The organism is Vogesella aquatica, from assembly GCF_028548455.1.
GTDB lineage: Bacteria > Pseudomonadota > Gammaproteobacteria > Burkholderiales > Chromobacteriaceae > Vogesella > Vogesella aquatica.
On the sequence record NZ_JAQQLF010000013.1, the window covers coordinates 117,685 to 135,100 of the forward strand.

Here is a 17,416-nt window from a genome sequence, read left to right on the forward strand (position 1 = left end):
GCAACTCAAAACAGACAGCAGCATCAGCTTGCAGCATTTGCTTTCAAATGACAGCAGGCTGGCTGTCTATCCACCAGCGACGCTATTTTGCGTCGCTTTTTTATTGAATTTTGCCGATATCTAGCACACAAAAGCCGCATTCCTATGCCAGAATCCTATCTGCACCAGCCAATCTATCTATTCGACAGGACTGCAGCGTGGAAATACAAAGCAATCGCCCCATGGAAAGCGGCAACTACCGGCCTATTTCCCTACGCCGCTTGCGCATGAGCGCCAACGCGCCACGTAGCCTGCTACTGCTGGCCTGGCTGTTTTCCACCATCGCCTGCATTACCCTGGGGCTGGGGGCTGTCATTTTCCAGTGGTCCGGCATGCCGATGAGTTTTGGCGGCGTGTCGTTTTACGTTTCCGCCTACCCGCCCCTGACCATCTGCCTGCTGTGGACGCTGCTGTTCGGCTTGGCCTGGGGTGCCATTCCGGCGTTCTTGTCCACTTTCATCCTGTCGGTCTACGCCGGCATGACCCCGGGCTGGGCCGCACTGTTTGCCCTGGCCAACCCGCTGGGCTTGACCGTTTTCACCATCGCCTACCGCGCCATGGCCATTCCGCTGAACCTGCGCAGCCTGGACTCCCTGCTGTTTTATGGCTTGCTGGCTTTTTTCAGCAGCGTGTTCAGCGCCAGTGGCGCATTCATCTGGATACACACCAACCACATGGCATCGGGCGATGCCTTCGGCCTGTGGCAGGGCTGGTGGCTGGGCAATCTGCTGCAGATGCTGTTCATTACGGCCCCCGTGCTGGCTATCGTCGCCGACCCGGTATGCAACTGGCGCAATCGCGCACTGTTCCAGCTGGCCAACAGCCCGCGCACCAGCCTGCGCTGGATGCTGCTGGCCGCCAGCATGGTGGTCATTGGTGTTTACATGTACATCGCCCTGTCTTTCTGGCTGAGCCACGAAGCCGTCAGCGCCAGCACCAGCCTGAATACCGTGGCCGGCTGGCAGCAGGCGGCCGAGCTGATTACCGCTTCGTCTTCGTCGGTGTATATGGTGCTATCCATCATGTTTCTGGCCATGGCATCGCTAGGCTACCGCTTCGTGCGCACCTGGGTGGGCGAGCTACAACAAGCCGTGCGCCACGCCGAAGAGGCAAACCGCGCCAAATCCGGCTTTCTGGCGCGCATGAGCCACGAGATCCGCACCCCGATGAACGCCATCATCGGCCTGTCCAACCTGGCTCTGCAGCACAGCAGCAGCCCGCGCGAACGCGACTACCTGCAAAAGATCCATCACGCGGGCAACTCGCTGCTGGTGATCATCAACGATATCCTGGACTTCTCCCGCTCGGAAATCGGCACCCTGCAGCTGGAACAGCGCGCCTTCAAACTGGAAAGTTTCATCGGCTCGCTCACCGACCAGCTGCGGCCACAGCTGGATAGCAAACAGCTGGAGCTGATTGTCGACATTGCGCCGGATGTACCGCGTGTACTCAGCGGCGATACCGTGCGCCTGGGCCAGATATTGCTGAACCTGCTGAATAACGCGGTGAAATTCACCGACAGCGGCGAGGTAATCCTGCATATCAGCCGCCACGCGCAGCAAGCTGCCGATGATGCGGTCGTCACGCTGAGCTTTGCTGTCAGCGACACCGGCATCGGCATTGATGAAGCCCATCTGGCACGGCTGTTCCAGCCGTTTACCCAGGCAGACGAATCCATTACCCGGCGCTACGGTGGCACCGGCCTGGGCCTGGCCATCTGCCAGCAGCTGGTTGCCGCCATGGGCGGCCAGATCGAAGCAGCCAGCAGCCCCGGCAGCGGCAGCTGCTTCAGCTTTGCCATTACTCTGCCCTTTGAAGCCGGTACCGAGGTAGCCCCGCTGGCGGCACAAGGCACCGCACTGCTGATCCACCGCCACGAGGGCATACGCGACAACACCAGCGCCATACTGCAAGGCCTGGGCCTGAGCGTGATCAGCGCCAACGGCATCGGCACCGCCCGCGCCCTGCTCTATCAGCACGGCGACATCACCCCGGGGCTGCTGGTGGCAGAGCTACCGGAGAACGCTACCGCCACCGAACACCTGGCCAATTTGCGCCGCCTGGTACCCGGCCGCGAACCGGATATCCTGCTGATCGCCGCGCGCTACAGCGGCAGCGTGGCCGACGACGATAGCCCGGTGCCGCTACTGGTCAAGCCGCTGAGCCCGGAGCAATTACGGCAAGCCATTCTGCACGAACAGCAACCCCAGCCCGGGCAGACTAGCCAGACCGCCAGCAATGGCGGCTGCCTGAAGGACAAGCAGATCCTGCTGGCCGAAGACAATGTGATCAACCGCCAGATCGCCTGCGAGCTGCTGGAAGAAGCCGGCGCCCGTGTCAGCTGCGCCGAAAACGGCCAGCAGGCCGTAGAAATGGCACTGCACGGCCTATTCGATGCGGTATTGATGGACGTGCACATGCCGGTGATGGATGGCATGGAAGCTTCGCGCCAGATTCGGGCACAGGGGCTGACCACCCTGCCCATTATTGCCGTTACCGCCCATGCGTTTGATGCCGCCCGCCAGGAGGCACTGGAAGCCGGCATGGACGAACACCTGAGCAAGCCCTACACCCCCGATCAGCTCTACCGCCTGCTATGCCGCTTTGTCAGCCCGCAAAGTACTACACCCGCCAGCAGCACGGCCGGCGACAGCCATGCGCTGCCCGGCATCCAGGCAGGCCCGCTACCCATGTCGCTAAACCCGGAGCAGTTCCAGTCGCTGCTGCGCAAGTTCCGCCAGCACCACGCTGACGACGCCAGCCAGCTGCGCCAGGCCTGGCAGCAGGGCGACACCGACACTATCCAGCTGATTGCCCACAACCTGAAATCTGTAGGGCACTACATCAATGCACCGCAGATGCAGCAGCTGGCCAAAGAGCTGGACGCCCAGGCCAAAGCGGGCAACCCGCAGGCCAAACTGGTGGAGGAGCTGGCTTGCGCCATCGATGCCATCCAGGCCGGGCTGACAGCGCATTTCAATACCGCCGAGCACACTTCCAGAGAGCCCAAATGAAAACCCTAGCTACGCTTAGCCTCACCCTGTTACTGAGCCCGCTTGCCCTGGCTGACAACCTTATTGTGGACCTGGGCAGCCCGGACCGCGCCGCGCAGCTGTTTTCCTACCCCAACTGCATCAGCAACTGCCCTGCCCCGGACAGCTCGCTGGAGCAAACCGTAGGCCACTGGCTCAGCCAGAGCGTACAGCGCGATGGCTATACCTCGGCGGTACGCGTCTATCGCAACGGTGACCACTTGTACGCCGACCTGAACCGTGCGGCCAACCCTGCCAATGCCGACGAAAACAAATACCCGGTACCCGATGACTACAGCGACGCCATCCGCCGCTATCTGGACATTGGCGACATCGGCTACGCCAAGGCAGAGGAGCTGAAAAAAACACCGCAGTGGCAAAGCGACTGGCGCTTTTTCCTGACCCTGGGCATGGCACTGCGCAACCATAACACCGTACAGCTGCTGCACTTCCCGCCCGACACCGTGCTGAACGACACCCAGGACTACCTGAGCGCCGCCACCACCGTGCGTTGGGGCAACCTGCTGGGCTTTAACGGTGTGGACGTGCGCCAGAACGGCCTATACCAGACTATCGACGATATCGCACCGATTGCCGCACCAGCCAATGCCGGCGCCGCACTGGAAGGCGTATACGACACCTTTACCCCGTACACCATGGCCCTGATGCAAAGCTGGACCGCGCCCAAAGTCGGCCAGAGCGTGCCACGCCCCATGGTGGTACTGGGCAGCCCGGCGCGCAAATGGCTGGCCAGCCAGTTCAAGCTGGGCACCCTGAAAGTGGGCGACCAGTTCCCGCTGGACATCGGCAGCAACAAGCAAGTACCGGTGGCCATCGGCAACCACCCCAGCCTGATCTGGAACGCCGGCAGCGATAGCCAGGGCATCAGCATCATGCGCCAGGATCTGACCGTGGCCTGCTGGCAAGCCGCCATGGGCAAAAACCCGTCGGCTGACGCCAAAGCCACCATGGACAGCTGCACGCAAACCTGGAAGAACGAAGTACAAGCCTGCCGCCTGTATTACACCTCGATCAAGAACACCAGCTACGCCACCGCCACGCAAAACTGCACACCAGCCGTGGGCAAAAAACGCTAAGCCACCGCGCAGGCCGGCCTCTGCGCCGGCTTTGCTGCCAGCCCGCACGGGCGGCCTGGCGGCTGATGCGCTACAATGGCGGCCAACTTGTTACCGTGCACCACCCATGCTGAGCTACCGCCACGCCTTTCACGCCGGCAACCACGCCGACGTGCTAAAACACCTGATCCAGGTGCAGATCATTGATTACCTCGGCCAGAAGGCCAAACCGTTCTGGTATATCGACACCCACGCCGGCGCAGGTGCTTACAGCCTGACCGAAGGCTACGCCACCAAAACTGCCGAGTATGTCGAAGGGGTTGCCCGCCTGTGGCAGCGCGATGACGCTCCGGCAGCGGTAAAGCGCTACCTGGAAGTAGTGGCCGCCATCAATACCGACGCCGACGGCGCGCTGCGCTACTACCCCGGCTCGCCGTGGTTTGCCGCCCAAACCATGGCCGGCAGCGAAAAGCTGCGCCTGTTCGAACTGCACCCCAGCGACCACCAGCTGCTGCAAGACTGCTTTGCCGACGCCGGCCGCCGCGTGCGCGTAGAGCGCGCCAACGGCTTTGAAGCCATCAAGTCGCTGCTGCCGCCACCACCGCGCCGCGCGCTCACGCTGATCGACCCGCCCTACGAAGACAAAGCCGACTACCAGCACGTGGTAAAGGCCATGAAGGAGGCGCTGAAACGCTTTGCCACCGGCACCTACGCCATCTGGTACCCGCTGCTGCAACGCGCCGAAATCAAAGAGATGGTGAAAGACCTGAAAGGCCTGCCCTGCCACAGCTGGCTGGACGCTACGCTGACGGTTCGCACGCCGTCCAAAGACGGCTTCGGCATGCACGGCAGCGGCATGTTCATCATCAACCCGCCGTGGACCCTGTACGCCACGCTGCAGGAAACCCTGCCGTGGCTAAGCAAAGCACTGGCGGTAGACGACGGCGCCTGGCACAGCCTGGAATACCGCGAAAACTAAGCCTGTACCCATGACAAAGCGGCCAACCTTGCGTGACAAGGTTGGCCGCTTTGCTTTGTGTGCTTCCCGTACAGCCGGCTTACACCTGCACCGACGGCACCGATTTCATGCAGCGCAGCGTGAAGTGCGAACGGCTGTGGCGAATGCCGGAAATCTTGTACAGCTTCTCGCGCAGAAAGCGTTCGTAACCGGCGGTACCATCGACAGCCACCTTGATCAGGTAGTCGTACTCGCCAGACACCAGGTGCGCCTCCAGCACCTCGGGCAAGGCGGCCAGCTCGGCACCAAAACGCGCCAGCGTGTCCTCCTCGTGCGCGTTCAGCGTGACCTCGATCAGCACCGTATCGCGCAAGCCCATGCGTTTCTGGTCGATCAGCGCCACATAGCCCTGGATATAGCCTTCTTTTTCCAGCTGGCGGGTATGGTTCCAGCAGGCGCTGGCGGACATGCCCACGCGCTCGGCCAGCTCGGCGTTGGAGAGCCTGGCATTCTGCTGCAGCTCGCGCAGAATCTTTCTGTCTTGCGCGCTCAAGTTGTAGGTATTTTCTTCCATGGCACCACTCCGGCAGATCATTCTGATATTTTGCACAACAGCAGAAGATTTATCCACCACTACGGCAAAACAGGCCGCCAATCAAAAGCACCTTCACCCGGCCACGCGGTACAGTAAACCCACTGAAACGCACCGCAGACAGCACACCATAAGCGCGCTGACCACCCGCCGCCACTCACGCAACGGGCTGCACCATACAGCTTAGCCACCCCACAAGGGCCACAAGCTGCAGGCGTAAAACAAGGGGCACAAGCACCCGGGACAAAAGACACACCGGCACCTCGCCGGACGTATGCGGCCAACCCTCAGGGTTGGCCGCAGCGTTTTGCGCAGGCATGAAAAAACCGCCCGCAGGCGGTTTTTCCGTAATAGCGATGCCGCTCTACTCGGCACTCACCGTCGCCGCCTTGCGCTTGGCCAGCACACTACCGGTAATCACCACCAGTGCAGCACCGACAGCGCCTGCCACCTGATGCGACCAGCCCGGGAGCGTACCGATGAAATTGGTTACGCCCTTATCGCTCACCAGCATGGAGCCGCCAATCCAGCCCAACAGGCCACCACCCAGTGTAATCACCAGCGGGAAGCGATCCATCAGTTTCATCACGATCTGGCTACCCCACACAATGATAGGGATGCTGATCACGATACCGAACACCACCAGCGGCATATGGCCGCCGGACGCACCGGCAACGGCAATCACGTTGTCGATACTCATCACGGCGTCGGCCACGATAATGGTTTTTACTGCACCCCACAGGTGGGCACTGCCGTCTACATCATGGCCATCGTCGTCCTCACCCACCAGCAGCTTCATACCGATCCACAGCAGCAGCAAGCCACCTACCAGTTTCAGGAACGGGATATCCAGAATTTGCAAGGCAAAGGCGATCAGCACCACGCGCAGGCCAATGGCCCCTACCACACCCCAGAAAATACCTTTTTTGCGCAAGTCTTCCGGCAAGCTACGGCAGGCCAGTGCGATAACCACCGCGTTGTCACCGCCCAGCAGAATATCAATGGCGATAATCTGCAGCACAGAAATCCAGAAGGTGCTTTGACCCATCATTTCAAACATCTTGTTATCCTCCCTCAAAACTTTTACGACGAGCAGCCCTGATTATCGCTGCGGAAACTTTCAATTAGCTGTCAGGCCAGCACCATATCGTAAGCCAGCTTGCAAATGAGCACGCTCACCAGCACCAGGAACAGCACACGCACAAATCCTGCGCCCTTGCGCATGGCCAGCCAGCTGCCTACCAGCGCCCCCAGCACATTACATACCGCCATCGGCACGGCGTAGCCAAACAGCACATTGCCACTGGGGATGAAAAAGCACAGCGCGGCCACGTTGGTGGCCAGGTTTACCACCTTGGCCGAAGCGGACGCGTGCAGGAAATCAAAGGCAAAAAAGCGCACGAACAAAAACATCAGAAAGCTGCCGGTACCGGGGCCGAACAGGCCATCGTAAAAACCGATCCCCCCGCCAATGGCCAGGCCTACCAGCATCTCGCGCCGGCCAATAGCTACCGGCTCGTGCACGGCGCCCAGCTGCTTTTTGCGAAAGGTGTAGACCGCCATCACGATCAGCAACACCAATACCAGCGGGCGCATATACTGCGGCGGGATATAGCTGACCGCAGCCGCACCGGCAAATGACATGACAAAGGCAGCCGCTGCAGCCGGCAACACCAGCCGCCACGGAATGCTTACCCGCTTCAGATAGGAACGTGCAGCAAACACAGTGCCCATGGCAGCAGACACTTTATTAGTACCAAACAGCGTCGCTACCGACACCTGCGGCAGCGCATTGAACAGCGCCGGGATCTGGATAAGCCCGCCACCGCCGACTGCGGCATCGATCAGGCCTGCCAGAAAAGCAAACACGCACAAGAAAGCCAGCGTAAACATAAACACCCCGTTTTTTGCGAGGCGTCATTGTAACGGGATATGCCCCCGCTGTCGGGGCATTGCGGCTTTATCGAAAAAACACTGCGTGCACGTTTTGCCCGGTACAGCGATAGTATCGACCCACCCTTATCATGCTGAGCTGCAACAACCATGACCACAGATCTGCTGGGCTATATTGCCGCCTTTCTCACCACCACCAGTTTTCTGCCGCAGGTTATCCGCACCCTGCGTACCGGCGATACCCGCAGCATCTCATTCGCCATGTATCTGATGCTGGTAGCCGGCGTGGCGACCTGGCTGGCTTACGGCTTGCTACTGGGGGCATTGCCTATTGTGCTGGCCAATGGCATTACCCTGTTACTGGCGTCCATCATCCTGGTGATGAAGTGGCGCGAAATACGTGCAGGCAGGAAAGAATCATGAAAAAAGGGGGCCAAGCCCCCTTGTTACCTAGCTATCCGACAAGCAATACGATTACTTTCCGATGCTCTTGAGCAGCGGTTCCACCAGGCCAGAGAAGCCTTCCCAGATGATCTGCACACCCAGGCACAGCAGAATAAAGGCAGTCAGGCGCAAGAACACTACCGAGCCGGTACGCCCCAGATAGCGCATCAGTTTGTCGGCGTGGGTCAGGCACCACCAGGTCAGCACGCTGATAGCCGCCACCGCGGCAACAGCGGCCAACGGTGCCACGGCAAATTTTTCCAGGCCACGGCCAGCGCTACTGAGCGACGCGCCCACGGTGATGGCAACAGAAATCGAGCCAGGGCCCACCGTCAGCGGGAAAGTCAGCGGGTAGAAAGCGCGCTGCTTCAGTACCTCGCGGTTTTCGATTTTCTCGACACCGGGCGATGCCTCCGCCGGGGCATCGTTCAGCATGCGCCAGGCAGCAAAGGTAATCAGCAAGCCGCCCGACAGCTGCACCACCGGCAGCGACACGCCAAAAAAGCTCAATACAAAGCCACCGATATACATACTGCCCAGCAACAACAAGAAGCAGTAAATGGCAATGCGCCGCGCCAGAAACGCCCGCTGCGGCTGGCTATTGTGCGCGGTGAGCGAAATGAAGAAAGGCACCAGGCCGGGCGGGTTGATGATGGGCAGCAAGGCGGCTGCCACAAACAGGAACTTGCTGACAAACAGCGACATCATCGGGGTCATGCACGGGTACCAAGCTTATTGAATGATGAGCGGATTCTAGCACTGCCACCCGGCATTACCAGCGCCACAGCGGCTACGCCCTGCCTGCTTTATAAAAAAACCTGCTAAGAACATCAGAAATCAAGCTTTTAGGCAATAAAGCACCACCCTACACTGCGGCCAACCTTATCAGGAGCCACACCATGCTGCACCGACTGCGCCGCCACTGGACTACCTACTCGCTACTGGCCGTACTGGCCAGCGCCGGCCTGCTACACCTGGCCGGCACGCTGCACCTGGGAGATACCGCGCGACAGGCACTGCTGGCCGCCAGCGGCTGGACCGACGACCCGCTGTTCTGGACGTTCATCGCCATTGGCTTTATGGCACAGATTATCGATGGCGCCCTCGGCATGGCCTATGGCGTTACCGCCAATACCGCGCTGATGTCGGCGGGTTTGCCACCTGCCGCCGCCAGCGCCGGCATCCACCTGGCCGAGATCTTCACCACCGGCGCATCGGGGCTGGCGCACCTGAAATTCGGCAATATCGACCGCCAGCTGTTCAAGCGGCTGGTAATACCCGGCGTAGCAGGCGGGGTAGCGGGCGCAGCCGTACTGGCCTTTGTCGATGTGAGCATCATCAAACCGGTGGTGTCGGCTTATCTGCTACTAATGGGTATCTATATTTTGCTGAAAGCACGACAACAGCTGGCGGCACGCGGCCAACCCAAGCGTATTGCCCCGCTGGCGTTTCTGGGCGGTGCACTGGATTCCATCGGCGGTGGCGGCTGGGGCCCGGTGGTAACCACGTCGCTGATTGGCCGCGGCGGCGCCCCGCGCACGGTGATTGGCTCGGTGAATGCTGCCGAGTTTTTCCTGTCGGTAGCCGGTGCCGCGTCGTTTGCCGTGTTTATCGGCGTATTCGGGCAGCTGGAGCTGATTGCCGGCCTGGTGATCGGTGGCATGGTTGCCGCCCCGCTGGCCGCGTGGACTACGCGCTACCTGCCGGCGCGCGCGCTGATGACGGTGGTAGGCCTGCTGATCAGCGGTTTGTCGATCTGGAACCTGTACAAAGCGCTAGCCTGATAGCGCCCCCATAAAGCAAAAGGTTGGCCGCAGCGGCCAACCTTTTGTCGTGCAAGGCACGGTGTATTGCTTAGCTGGCCTGCTCTGGCAGCGCCACGCCTTCCTTGCTGAACTGGTAGTCGCGGAATACGTGCTCGGCGCTCAGTACCTGGTAGCTGCCGTCCGCCAGGCGGTGCGTGGTGTCCTTCAGGCGGTAGGTGTAGTGGCCACAGGTCCAGCAATCGAAATTGCGCATATGGGTACACAGGCAGGTCTTGTCCATCACCTTCACGCGGCGCTCGCCCGGGTGCTCGGCCACGGCGCGGTTATAGGCCTCGATGTACTGGCAGCTGCCGCTGGCATCCAGCAGGTAGCCGTAGGCTTCGCAGTTGGGGCGAATACCGTCGCCAATGGCGGGGCACTGCTTGATCATGCGCATCGGGTAGCCGGTAGGCGATAGCTGGTTGACCTCGATATCTTCTTCGCTGGCGCGGAAGTATTCCTGCTTGATCTTGTCGGGCAGGCCGCATTCGTGCGTCACGGTAAAGCGGGTAGCCACCTGCACCCCCTGGGCGCCCAGCTCCATCATGCGTACAGCATCGGCGCCGGTAAACACACCACCGGCAGCGATCAGCGGAATAGTCAGGCCTTCGGCCTGCATCCAGTCGCGAATTTCCACCAGAATGGTTTCCAGGTGGTAGTCCTGCCAGTCCATGCCAAAACCCAGGTGGCCGCCAGCCAGCGGGCCTTCGATCACGATGTAGTCCGGCAAACGCTTGGTGCGGGCGGTTTTCTTCAGGAACAGCTGCAAAGCTCGCAGCGACGATACGATGATACCCAGCTGCACCTCGTGGAAACGCGGGTGGTCTTCGATCAGTGCAAAGGAGCCCAGGTGCAGGCCCGCCGCCAGGGTAATGCCATCAATGCCGGCGTCCATGGCCGCACGCATGCGCACGCGCAATGTGTCTTTGGGCGCATTCATGGTGAGTTTTTCCATGCAATTGATGAAAATCAGTCCATCGCCCTGCTTGGCTTTCATGGTGGCCTCGACGTGCAGGCGGGTTGACTCGGCCACTTCGTCCAGATCAAATTTCACTACCGACTTGTCGGCATTTTCTACGTTGAACTTGTACTGTTTTAGCTTGTTCTTGACGTACTTGGTGTCATAGCGACGGTCTGCCACAGTAGGTAACATGGCGTCGGAAATATGGCCGATGCCACCGAGCCGGGCTACTTCCAGCGCCAAGGCTGCAGTAGAAATATCCACACCCATGCCGCCTTGCATGATAGGCACCAGATCCTTGCCCGCAAGGTGCAGACGGAAATCATCCAGACAACGCATTACACATCTCTCCATTTAGATGGCCGGCATTATCGCCCAAGCAACTCGATAAAATCCAACAAAATAGAGCATTTGCTCGTTGCCGGTATTCCATACAGCTGCGGCCAACCCTGCGCTGCGTAGCAGCTCAGGCAAATAATTCGGTATCACCTTCCACACCGGGAAACGCCACCAGCCCCTGCGACTGCAAACCGATCGCCTGCAGCACCCGGGCCGAGGCCAGGTTGGCCGGGTCGATAAAACCGACCACGCGCGGCAAGGCCAGCTCGCCCAGCCCGTAGGCACGCGCCGCCGCTGCTGCCTCTACAGCATAGCCGTGGCCGCGTGCGGCGGGCATAAAGGCGTAGCCTACGTCGACATCCGGCACGTTATGGCGGCGTATCAGGCCACACATCCCCAAAGACTGGCCATCGCACAGGCGCTCGACGCACCACAGGCCAAAACCGTTGGCCGCATAGCTGGCCACAGGGCCATCGATCAGGTAGTGCTGCGCCTGCGCCAGGGTACGGACCTGCTTGTCGGCAATAAAGCGGATGAAGTCGGGGTCGTTCAGCAACTGCAAGACAAAAGGCGCATCGGCGAGCACAAACTCGCGCAAACGCAAACGGGCGGTAACAATAGGAAGCATGGCAGCCTGGGCACCCGGCAAAGTGACAAACAGCCGGCACTGTACCGCAGCCGGGCAGCGGCGTCTGCCCCTTGGCCCACCGGGTGGATTTTTCGCACACAAATCCATAATCCGGCTATTGATATTACAGAAACTGCCCTCATACACTGCCGTATTGCGCCAGATACTCGGCCGCAAAAGACTAACTCTCCACAGGAAACCGACATGTCCATTACCGTAAACGGCGTAGAAATCACCGAAGCCATGGTGCAAGCCGAGCAGGCAAACCACGAAGATACCGCCAGCCCGCGCGACGCCGCCGTTCAACAGCTGGTTCTGCATCAGCTGCTGCTGCAAAAAGCCAGCGAGAATGGTTTTGACACAGCCAACGAAGGTCAGGCTATCGGTGCCCTGCTGGACCAGGAGCTGAGCTTTACCCCGGCAGACGAAGCCGCCTGCCAGGCTTACTACGATGCCAACCCGCAATACTTCAAGCAGGGCGAAAACGCTGTCGCCAGCCATATCCTGTTCCCGCTGGGACAGGGCGACGAGTTGGCCGCATCGCTGGCCAAGGCCAAAGCACAAGGCGTACTGGAACAAGTACAAGCCAACCCGGACAGCTTTGCCGCCCTGGCCGCCGAGCACTCCACCTGCCCTAGCGGCAAACAAGGTGGCGACCTGGGCCAGTTTGGCCGTGGCCAGATGGTGCCGGAATTCGAACAAGCCGTATTCAGCACCGAAGCCGGCCAGATCACCCCCAACCTGGTAGAAACCCAGTTTGGCTACCATATCATCCAGGTGAAACAGCGCGCCGAAGGCGGCCAGCTGGCATTTGCCGACGTATTCCCGCGTCTGCAGCAGTACCTGAACGAAATGGCCGGCCGCCAGGCCATGCACGAATACCTGAGCTCGCTGGTGAAAGCCGCCGACATCCAGGGCTTCAGCATGCCAGCCCTGTAAGCCAGCCGGATAAAAGCCCTGCCCGCCCTTTGGCGGGCAGGGCTTTTTGCTTTGCATAGTCCGCGACAAGCACAGCCTGCCGACCAACAGGTTTTGGCGTAAAATACCTGCCATTCGCGGCAGCCCCACCCTGCAGCGCCGCTTATTGATTAATGGAAGACACTTTGTGAAAAACGCGTTCCTGAACCGCATTGCAGACAAATCTGCCGTCATCGGCATCGTCGGCCTGGGCTATGTCGGCCTGCCGCTGATGCTCCGCTTTAACGAAGTGGGCTACAAAGTACTGGGCTTTGATATCGACCAGAGCAAAGTCGATGCCCTGCACGCCGGCAAAAGCTATATCGAACACATCAGCGCGGACAGTATCGCCAGCGCCCGTGCGGCCGGTTTTGAAGCCACCACCGACTTCAGCCGCGCGCCAGAGGCAGACGCGCTGATTCTGTGCGTACCGACGCCGCTGAACAAATACCGCGAGCCGGACCTGTCTTATGTGATCAATACCATCGATAGCCTGGTACCGCACCTGCGCGAAGGCCATCTGGTATCGCTGGAATCCACTACCTACCCGGGCACCACCGACGAAGAGCTGCTGCCCCGCATCGAGTCCCGCGGTTTCAAGGTCGGCGAAAATGTTTTCCTGGTGTTCTCGCCAGAGCGCGAAGACCCGGGCAACCCGGACTTCACTACCCGCACCATCCCCAAAGTATGTGGTGGCGTTACCGAAGCCTGCCAGGAAATCGGCGTAGCCCTGTACGGCGCAGTTATCGATAAAGTGGTGCCGGTATCGAGCACCCGCGCTGCCGAGATGACCAAGCTGCTGGAAAACATCCACCGTGCGGTAAACATCGGCTTGGTGAACGAGATGAAGATCGTTGCCGACAAGATGGGCATCGATATTCACGAAGTGATCCGTGCCGCTGCCACCAAGCCGTTTGGCTTTGTACCCTACTACCCCGGCCCGGGCCTGGGTGGCCACTGCATTCCTATCGACCCGTTCTATCTGACCTGGAAAGCCCGCGAGTATGGCGTACACACCCGGTTTATCGAGCTGGCGGGCGAAGTCAACTCATCCATGCCTGACTATGTGATCAGCAAGATTGCCTCGGCACTGAACGAACGCAAGAAAGCCATCAACGGCAGCAAGATCCTGGTACTGGGCATCGCCTACAAGAAGAACGTAGACGACATGCGCGAGAGCCCGTCGGTATTCCTGATGGAAAAACTGCGCGAGCTGGGGGCGGACATCAGCTACAGCGACCCGCACGTGCCGGTCTTCCCGAAAATGCGCGAGCATCATTTCGAACTAAGCAGCGTGGCACTGTCCGCAGACAAACTGGCCACATACGATTGCGTCTTGCTGGCCACTGATCATGACAAATTCGACTACAACATGATTAGCCAGCACGCCCAGTTGGTGGTAGATAGCCGGGGCAAATACCAGCAAGCTACGGCCAACGTGATAAGAGCCTGAATCAGCAAACAGCAGAACGGGGGCAATCGCCCCCGTTTTTTATTTTGCGCGCCGCCCGCTATGTGGCGGCGCTGCCCTGCGATACACCATCCAGCGTGGCGCCCTGAAATTCACAATACGCTTGTAAAGCCATACATACACGGCCACAAAGCACAAGGCGCTCAGTTGCAGCAAAGACTCGTACTGCCAGAATAGAATCGCTGGCGTCACCGTCAGCGCGGCCATGGCCCACAAATAAGGCGCAGTCAAACTGTTACGTTTTAGCAAATGCGCGGACTCGCGCCGACCTACCATCCAGCGCACCAGCCTTTTGTAGATTAGCTGGTGAAAGTGCATGGAGTCTGGCAAGCCTGCTGCAGCATTGCGCAACCTGCGGCGGTAGATGGTGAACACTGTTTCGAAAATCGGATAAATCAGCACCAGCATACAGAACCAGGGTGACACCTGCGGGTGGCGTAGCACCAGCAACACCGCCAGCTCGGCCAGCAGGAAACCCACCAGATAAGCACCCGCATCGCCTGCAAAAATCAGGCCACGGGGGAAATTCCATACCAGAAAGCCCAGCAGCGCCCCAGCCAGCGATACAGATAATACCAACAGATGGGCATCATTCAGCTTGTAGGAAACATAAGCAAAAGCCAGTGCAGAAACAATGCTGACACCTGCCATCAAGCCGTTGTACCCATCGATGATATTGGTGGCATGACAGACGCCACTGACAGCAAACACGGTAAGCAATAGCGCAAGCAGCGGCCAGGCCTGCAACAGGGCATCCACCCCCGGCACACCCAAGCGCCCCAGTACTGCCTGCATCAGCCACGCAGCCAGCCCTGCCGATACGAAAGCTGCCAACAACCGTACTTTTGGAGAAATGCGTTTGGTGAGGTCTTCCAGCAGCCCTGCCAGGAATACCGGCAACGCGCTAATCAACAACGGCAACAGCAAGGAGAAATCCTGCATCAACCCGAATACCAGCATGGCCAGCAACAAACCGGCAAACATGGGTACACCGCCGATGCGTGGCGTAGGGCGAACGTGAAACTTCTGCACCCCATCCAGATCGTGATCCATCGAATAACGCGAGTGGACGTGCTGATAGCGGATAACCAAGGTACAGACAATCAAGGATGTCAAGAAAGCCAGAAAAAAAGGAAGAACAATCATGAGTCGGCTCTAGAATCCCATAGATAAACTATGCTACACACATTAAGCATGAAAGGATACTTCACAAAAGCAGCCGCAATCAATGACCCAGCAAGCATGAACTCTGCCTAAATCGAGAAAAAACACGCCTGAGACTAATTTCGTGCGCTTACCAGCCAGTCTGCCGTAGCGTCGGCGGCCTTGAACTCGTGTACCACGCCCTGCAGCAGCGCAAACGCTTGCGCCGCGTCCAGCGCCTCGCACGCCGTACGCAAGGCGGCCATATGTTGTGCCAGCTCGGCCGGTGCCAGGTGGTATTCCTGCGCCCGCAGGATGCGCGGGTGCTCGGTGGGCAGCACGTTGTCGCCGATCAGCAGCTCCTCGTACAGCTTTTCGCCCGGACGCAGGCCGGTGCAGCGGATTTCCACGTCGCCTTGCGGGTTGCGCTCGTCGCGCACTTGCAGGCCGGACAGGTGGATCATGCGCCGCGCCAGGTCGATGATGCGCACCGGCTCGCCCATGTCCAGCACGAACACGTCGCCGCCCTGCCCCATCGCGCCGGCCTGGATCACCAGCTGTGCCGCCTCGGGAATGGTCATGAAGTAGCGGGTAATCTCCGGGTGCGTCAGCGTGACCGGGCCGCCGCTGGCGATCTGCTGCTTGAACAGCGGCACTACCGAACCGGAACTGCCCAGCACATTGCCAAAACGCACCATCACGCAGCGGGTGCGGCTACCGGCCGCGTGGCGCGCTTGTAGCGCGAGCTCGGCCAGGCGTTTGGTAGCGCCCATCACGTTGGTGGGCCGCACGGCCTTATCGGTAGAGATCAGCACAAAGGTGGCCACGCCGGCGTCTTCGGCAGCGCGCGCGCAAGTATCTGTGCCAAAGGCATTGTTGACGATGCCGGCCACCGGGTTGTGCTCCACCATCGGCACGTGCTTGTAGGCGGCGGCGTGGTAGACGGTGTCCACGCGCATGCCCTGCAGCACGGCCAGCAGGCGCGGGTAGTCGGTGACGCTGCCCAGAAAGGGCACGCGCTGCACTGCCGGCGCCAGCTTGGCCAGCTCCTGGTCGATGGCGTACAGCGCGTACTCGCTGGCCTCGAACAGCACGATGCGCGCCGGCTTCTGGCGCACGATCTGGCGGCACAGCTCTGAGCCGATGGAACCGCCCGCGCCGGTGACCATCACCACCTTGCCGGCGATGTTGGCCGCCAGCAGCTCGGGCTGCGGCGGTACCGGGTCGCGGCCCAGCAGGTCGTCGATGCCCACCTCGCGCAGCTCGGTCACCCGCACCTCGCCGGACACCAGGTCGGCCATGCCCGGCAGGCGCTTGATCGGCACGTGCAGCGGCTCCAGCTTTTCCAGGATCTCGCGGTGGCGGCCACGGCTGGCCGACGGGATGGCCAGCAGAATCAGCTCGGCCCCGGTGTCCTGCAGCAGTTGCGGCAGCTCGTGCGGGCTATACACCGCCAGGCCGCGGAAGGTGCGGCGCCACAGCTGCGGGTTATCGTCCACAAACGCCATCGGGCGGTACTCGCGCCCTTCCAGCAGGCCGGCCATCAGCTGCAGCCCGGCGCGGCCGGCACCGTATATCAGCACCGGCTGGCGCGGCGCGTCCAGCGCGTCGATGCGGCGCACCACCCCGCGCAGCAGGAAGCGGCTGCCGCCGATGTAGGCCATGGCGAACACCCAGAAGATGATGATGGCGGTGCGCGGGAAGACACCGATGCCCGCCATCAGGATCACCGCCATCAGCACCAGTACCGACAGCGACACGCCGACGAACACGGTGTAGACGATGCGGTCGTCCAGGAACTTCAGCACCGCGCGGTACAGGCCCAGCTTGATGAAGATGGGCAGCACCCACAGCGGCGGCACGGCAAAGATCCACAGAAACGGGTCCAGCTTCGGGTCCCAGTTGCCGCCCAGGCGCAGCAGCACCGCGCTCCACATCGCCAGCGGCAGCAGCAGCGCATCCAGCAGCATCAGCAGCGCCATCTTGTGATGGCGCGAGAAGGAAAGCAGTTTTTCCAGCATGTAAACCTTTTGTCTCAGCAGGCAAGCAGCTCAGGGCATGGCCGCGCCAACGGCCTG

15 protein-coding genes are annotated in these 17,416 nt (G+C 60.4%); 7 read left to right on the forward strand and 8 right to left on the reverse strand.

The window, feature by feature from the left end:
* The first annotated feature begins 197 nt into the window (after positions 1-197).
* From PQU95_RS11725 to PQU95_RS11735, 3 genes are all read left to right on the forward strand, one after another.
* A complete protein-coding gene (locus tag PQU95_RS11725) occupies positions 198-3,053 on the forward strand; it encodes an ATP-binding protein (RefSeq protein WP_272752188.1) in 2,856 nt (951 codons plus the stop codon).
* Positions 3,050-4,168 (forward strand): hypothetical protein, encoded by a 1,119-nt coding sequence (locus PQU95_RS11730; protein WP_272752189.1) that lies wholly within the window; start codon positions 3,050-3,052, stop codon positions 4,166-4,168. The genes PQU95_RS11725 and PQU95_RS11730 overlap by 4 nt, the downstream gene beginning before the upstream one ends.
* A gap of 106 nt (positions 4,169-4,274) precedes the next feature.
* Positions 4,275-5,126, forward strand: coding sequence for a 23S rRNA (adenine(2030)-N(6))-methyltransferase RlmJ (locus PQU95_RS11735; RefSeq protein ID WP_272752190.1), 852 nt, complete (start codon positions 4,275-4,277; stop codon positions 5,124-5,126).
* A 79-nt stretch (positions 5,127-5,205) separates the two neighbouring features.
* Here PQU95_RS11735 and PQU95_RS11740 read toward each other — a convergent pair whose 3' ends face one another.
* The 3 genes from PQU95_RS11740 to PQU95_RS11750 form a co-directional block, all read right to left on the reverse strand.
* Positions 5,206-5,679 carry an Lrp/AsnC family transcriptional regulator gene (locus PQU95_RS11740; RefSeq protein ID WP_272752191.1) on the reverse strand — a complete coding sequence of 158 codons (474 nt, stop codon included), beginning with the start codon at positions 5,677-5,679 and terminating at the stop codon, positions 5,206-5,208.
* 382 nt (positions 5,680-6,061) lie between these two features.
* A complete protein-coding gene (locus PQU95_RS11745; protein ID WP_272752192.1) occupies positions 6,062-6,757 on the reverse strand; it encodes a TerC family protein in 696 nt (231 codons plus the stop codon).
* A 71-nt stretch (positions 6,758-6,828) separates the two neighbouring features.
* Positions 6,829-7,590, reverse strand: a complete 762-nt coding sequence (locus tag PQU95_RS11750; protein ID WP_272752193.1) for a sulfite exporter TauE/SafE family protein — start codon at positions 7,588-7,590, stop codon at positions 6,829-6,831.
* Between the two features lie 150 nt (positions 7,591-7,740).
* On the opposite strand from PQU95_RS11750, the gene PQU95_RS11755 reads away from it, so the two are divergent.
* Positions 7,741-8,013 (forward strand): SemiSWEET transporter, encoded by a 273-nt coding sequence (locus PQU95_RS11755; protein ID WP_272752194.1) that lies wholly within the window; start codon positions 7,741-7,743, stop codon positions 8,011-8,013.
* A gap of 51 nt (positions 8,014-8,064) precedes the next feature.
* Here the strand turns inward: PQU95_RS11755 and PQU95_RS11760 are convergent, their stop codons facing one another.
* On the reverse strand, positions 8,065-8,751 hold the full coding sequence (locus PQU95_RS11760) for a MarC family protein (protein ID WP_272752195.1): 687 nt from the start codon (positions 8,749-8,751) through the stop codon (positions 8,065-8,067).
* A 182-nt stretch (positions 8,752-8,933) separates the two neighbouring features.
* On the opposite strand from PQU95_RS11760, the gene PQU95_RS11765 reads away from it, so the two are divergent.
* A complete protein-coding gene (locus PQU95_RS11765) occupies positions 8,934-9,818 on the forward strand; it encodes a sulfite exporter TauE/SafE family protein (protein WP_272752196.1) in 885 nt (294 codons plus the stop codon).
* A gap of 70 nt (positions 9,819-9,888) precedes the next feature.
* Here the strand turns inward: PQU95_RS11765 and PQU95_RS11770 are convergent, their stop codons facing one another.
* Both PQU95_RS11770 and PQU95_RS11775 read right to left on the reverse strand, forming a co-directional pair.
* Positions 9,889-11,139, reverse strand: coding sequence for a nitronate monooxygenase (locus PQU95_RS11770; RefSeq protein ID WP_272752197.1), 1,251 nt, complete (start codon positions 11,137-11,139; stop codon positions 9,889-9,891).
* Positions 11,140-11,266: 127 nt separating this feature from the next.
* Complete coding sequence (locus tag PQU95_RS11775) at positions 11,267-11,767, reverse strand: GNAT family N-acetyltransferase (protein WP_272752198.1); 501 nt, start codon at positions 11,765-11,767, stop codon at positions 11,267-11,269.
* A gap of 204 nt (positions 11,768-11,971) precedes the next feature.
* Here PQU95_RS11775 and PQU95_RS11780 point away from each other — a divergent pair, with 204 nt between their 5' ends.
* The gene (locus PQU95_RS11780; RefSeq protein WP_272752199.1) at positions 11,972-12,706 is read left to right on the forward strand and encodes a peptidylprolyl isomerase; all 735 of its coding nucleotides are present in this window, start codon (positions 11,972-11,974) and stop codon (positions 12,704-12,706) included.
* 166 nt (positions 12,707-12,872) lie between these two features.
* The gene (locus PQU95_RS11785; RefSeq protein ID WP_272752200.1) at positions 12,873-14,177 is read left to right on the forward strand and encodes a nucleotide sugar dehydrogenase; all 1,305 of its coding nucleotides are present in this window, start codon (positions 12,873-12,875) and stop codon (positions 14,175-14,177) included.
* A gap of 39 nt (positions 14,178-14,216) precedes the next feature.
* On the opposite strand, the gene PQU95_RS11790 is transcribed toward PQU95_RS11785, so the two are convergent.
* Positions 14,217-15,248, reverse strand: coding sequence for an MraY family glycosyltransferase (locus PQU95_RS11790; RefSeq protein ID WP_272752202.1), 1,032 nt, complete (start codon positions 15,246-15,248; stop codon positions 14,217-14,219).
* A gap of 227 nt (positions 15,249-15,475) precedes the next feature.
* Positions 15,476-17,359 carry a polysaccharide biosynthesis protein gene (locus PQU95_RS11795; protein ID WP_272752203.1) on the reverse strand — a complete coding sequence of 628 codons (1,884 nt, stop codon included), beginning with the start codon at positions 17,357-17,359 and terminating at the stop codon, positions 15,476-15,478.
* Positions 17,360-17,416: the final 57 nt, after the last annotated feature.